The organism is Nitrososphaera sp., assembly GCF_050748925.1.
Taxonomy (GTDB): domain Archaea; phylum Thermoproteota; class Nitrososphaeria; order Nitrososphaerales; family Nitrososphaeraceae; genus Nitrososphaera.
On sequence record NZ_JBOGQF010000143.1, the window covers coordinates 1 to 4,306 of the forward strand.

Consider the following 4,306-nt stretch of genomic DNA (forward strand, 5'->3'; position numbering starts at 1 on the left):
TTGCTGTACAAGGCCAAGGTATATTCATCCATAGTCGGCTATCGCGCAAAACTGGAGCTCATAATGAGGCCGGACGGCTCGATAGTGACCAAGATACCCGGCTCTCCTGTCGACATACCGCTCATCACGCTCATCCGCGCGCTGGGCCTGGAAGCTGACAAGGACATCGCCGACTCGGTGTCGCTCACCGACCTCATCCAGGACGAGCTTGAGCCTTCGTTTGAAAAGGCCGGCGACGTGGCTTCCAGCCGCGACGCGATCGTCTACATTTCAAAGAGAATCGCGCCCGGCATGCTCGAAGAATTCCAGATAAAGCGCGCCGAAACGCTGCTTGACTGGGGCCTCTTGCCGCACATTGGCAAGAACCCCGAGAACAGGCACGAAAAGGCGCTGTTCCTTGGCGAGGCCGCAAGCAAGCTTGTGGAACTGAAACTAGGCTGGATAGAGTCAGACGACAAGGACCACTATGGCAATAAAGTAATAAAGTTCGCAGGCCAGATGCTTGCTGACCTTTTCAGGACCGCGTTCAGGAACCTCATCCGCGACATGAAGTACCAGCTGGAACGCTCTGGACAAAAGAGGGGCATCAACGCAGTCGCTGCGGCAGTGAGGCCCGGCATCGTGTCTGACAAGCTAAACAACGCGATCGCGACCGGCAACTGGGGGCGCGGGCGCGTTGGTGTTACGCAACTGCTTGACCGCACCAACTACATGTCCACAATCAGCCACCTGCGCAGGATACAATCACCATTAAGCAGGAGCCAGCCCAACTTTGAGGCCCGCGACCTCCACGCCACGCACTTTGGCAGGATCTGCCCAGCCGAGACGCCTGAAGGGTCCAACTGCGGACTGGTAAAGAACCTGGCGCTTTCTGCAATCATTTCGGTAAACGTGCTTTCAGCCGAGGTCACGGAAAAGCTGTACGAGCTTGGCGTCCAGAATGTCGACGAGTCCGACGAAAAGATGCGAGCCAGCGGCACCCGCGTCTTTGTCGACGGCAGGCTCATTGGCTACGCCGACAAGGGTGATCACCTTGTAGACACACTCAGGTCCATGAGGAGAAGTGGCAAGATCCACCCGCACGTGGGAATCTACCTTTACAGCTCGCAGAACGAAAACGCGACAAAGAGGCTGTACATCAGCTGCAACGCCGGCAGGGTGCTGCGCCCGTTCGTGGTGCTAAAGGACGGCAAGCCGCTGGTAACATCGGAAATCATTGAAAAGGTGTCCAAGAAATTCCTGTCCTGGATGGACCTGCTCTACATGGGCGTCATCGAGCTCGTTGACGCAAACGAGGAGGAGAACTCGTTTGTCGCCATGGACCCGAAAAAGATCGAGGCTGCAAACCACACGCACCTGGAGATATTCCCCTCTGCGATACTTGGCGTCGGCGCTTCAATCATCCCGTACCCAGAGCACAACCAGTCGCCAAGGAACACGTACGAGAGCGCGATGGCAAAGCAGTCGCTTGGCTTCTCTACGCCCCTGATGAATGCAAGCACCTACGTGCGCCAGCACTTTATGCTGTACCCGCAGATACCGGTGGTAACCACCAAGGCGATAAACCTCCTTGGGCTTGACGACAGGCCGACCGGCCAGAACTGCATCGTCGCGGTGCTGCCGTTTGAAGGCTACAACATCGAAGACGCAGTCGTGTTCAACAAGTCGTCAGTAGACCGCGGCCTTGGCAGGACGTTCTTTTACCGCATCTACGAGGCCGAAGCGAAACAATACCCTGGAGGCATGAAGGACAGCTTTGAAGTCCCGCAGGCAGACGCCAACATCCGCGGCTACCGGGGCGAAAAAGCGTACCGCCTGCTCGAAGCGGACGGCGCCATCATGCACGAAGCGGTCGTGAACGGCGGCGACATACTGATCGGCAGGACGTCCCCGCCAAGGTTCATGGAAGAATACAAGGAATTCGAGGTCAAAGGCCCATACAGGCGCGACACCTCAGTCGGCGTCCGGCCTTCAGAGAACGGCGTGGTCGACACCGTCATCATCACCCAGTCGGTGGAAGGCGGCAAGATGTACAAGATCAGGGTGCGCGACATGCGCATCCCAGAGATTGGCGACAAGTTTGCGTCAAGGCACGGCCAGAAAGGCGTCGTCGGCATGCTCGTCAGCCAGGAAGACGTGCCATACACCGAAGACGGCATGGTGCCCGACGTCATGATCAACCCACACGCTTTCCCGTCTAGGATGACCGTCGGCATGTTCATGGAGTCGCTTGGCGGAAAAGCAGCGTCATTGCGCGGCAAAATAGTCGACGGCTCGGCGTTCCTTGGCGAGAAACTCGACGACATCAAAGGCTCGATGGAGCAGTACGGCTTCAAGTACACCGGCAAGGAAATAATGTATGACGGCAGGACCGGCAAGCGCTTCCCTGCAGACGTCTACGTGGGCGTCGTCTATTACCAAAAGCTGCACCACATGGTCGCAGACAAAATACACAGCAGGGCACGGGGTCAGGTGCAGATGCTGACCAAGCAGCCGACAGAGGGCCGCGCACGTGGGGGCGGCCTCAGGTTCGGCGAAATGGAGCGCGACTGCCTTATCGCCTACGGCGCGTCCATGATGCTCAAGGACCGGCTTTTGGAAGAATCAGACAAGGCCGAAGTGCACGTCTGCGAGCGCTGCGGATTGCTTGCGTACTATGACGTCAAGCAGCGGCGCTACGTGTGCAGGGTGTGCGGCGAGAAAGCCAAGATATCGTCAGTCGTCATTGCGTATGCCTTCAAGCTCCTTTTGCAGGAGATGATGAGCCTCAACATCGCTCCTCGGCTGATAGCCAAGGAGAAGGTGTAGGAGGGGATTTCGATGATGGAAGAATCTGCCAAGATCCTCAGTGGAATAAAGTTCAGCGTATGGTCGCCGACTGAGGTTCGCAAGTTCTCAGTCGCCGAAGTTACCGCGCCAGAGACCTACGACGAAGATGGCATGCCGGTCCAGGGCGGCCTGATGGACAACAGGCTCGGGACGCTAGAGCCGGGGCAAAAATGTGCCACGTGCGGCAACACGTCCGCAAAATGCCCCGGGCACTTTGGTCACATCGAGCTTGCCGAGCCGGTGCTCCACATCGCGTTTGTCGACGACGTGCACAAATTGCTATTAACGACATGCAGGTCATGCAACAGGATAAAGCTGGACCCTGAGACGCTGGCATACTACAAGGGCATCCGCGACAGCAAGGCGCCTTACGCCGTCATCACCCTTGAAAACATCCGAGACGAGATAATCGAAAAGGCCAAGAAGGTCAAGACCTGCCCGCACTGCGCAAAAGAGCAGTACGACCTGGTGTTCACAAAGCCGACGATATTTGTGGAAAAGACAGAGGCCGGCGAGAACAGGCTGCTGCCTATAACGATACGCGAAAGGCTGAGCCACGTGCCGGACGACGACCTGTCGCTCCTGGGCTACGACCCGACTACTGCAAGGCCGGAATGGTTCGTGCTGCAGGTGCTGCCGGTACCGCCTGTGACCGTGAGGCCGTCCATAATACTTGAAACAGGCATCAGGTCTGAAGACGACCTGACGCACAAGTCAGTCGACATCATACGTGTCAACCAGCGCCTCAAGGAGAGCAAGGAGGCAGGCACCCCGCCACTCATCGTGCAGGACCTTGTAGACCTCTTGCAGTACCATGTCACTACATACTTTGACAACGAAGTGTCCGGCATCCCGCAGGCCCACCACAGGTCAGGAAGACCGCTAAAGACGCTGACGCAGAGGCTAAAGGGCAAGGAAGGCCGCTTCCGCGGTTCATTGTCGGGCAAGCGCGTCGACTTTTCTAGCAGGACAGTCATCTCGCCGGACCCCAACCTCGCGATATCCAACGTGGGCGTCCCTGTGGACGTCGCCAAGAAACTCACGATACCGGAGACGGTTTCGCAGTGGAACCTTGAAAAGCTAAAGGTGCTGGTGACAAACGGCCCCAACACGTACCCTGGCGCCAACTATATCATCAGGCCCGACGGCGTCAAGATCAGGCTCGACTATGTCACCGACAGAAAGACCATCGCCGACTCGCTGGCTACCGGCTATGTCGTCGAGCGCCACCTGTCAGACGGCGACATCGTCATCTTTAACCGCCAGCCGTCGCTGCACAGGATGTCCATCATGGCACACTCTGTCGTCGTGCTTCCATACCGCACGTTCCGCCTGCATCCTGCAGTGTGCCCGCCCTACAACGCGGACTTTGACGGGGACGAAATGAACCTCCATGTGCCGCAAAGCGAAGAAGCGCGCGCAGAAGCGACGCTTTTGATGCGCGTGCAGGACCAGCTCATCTCTCCAAGGTACGGGG

Annotated in this window: 2 protein-coding genes; both read left to right on the forward strand. The window is 57.6% G+C overall.

Features of this window, described 5'->3' with window-relative positions; translation table 11 throughout:
- On the forward strand, nucleotides 1-2,808 hold a 2,808-nt coding region (locus ACREAY_RS10210; protein ID WP_431755670.1), incomplete at its 5' end, for a DNA-directed RNA polymerase subunit B.
- Between the two features lie 15 nt (nucleotides 2,809-2,823).
- The coding region (locus ACREAY_RS10215; RefSeq protein WP_431755671.1) for a DNA-directed RNA polymerase subunit A' at nucleotides 2,824-4,306 on the forward strand (1,483 nt) is incomplete at its 3' end.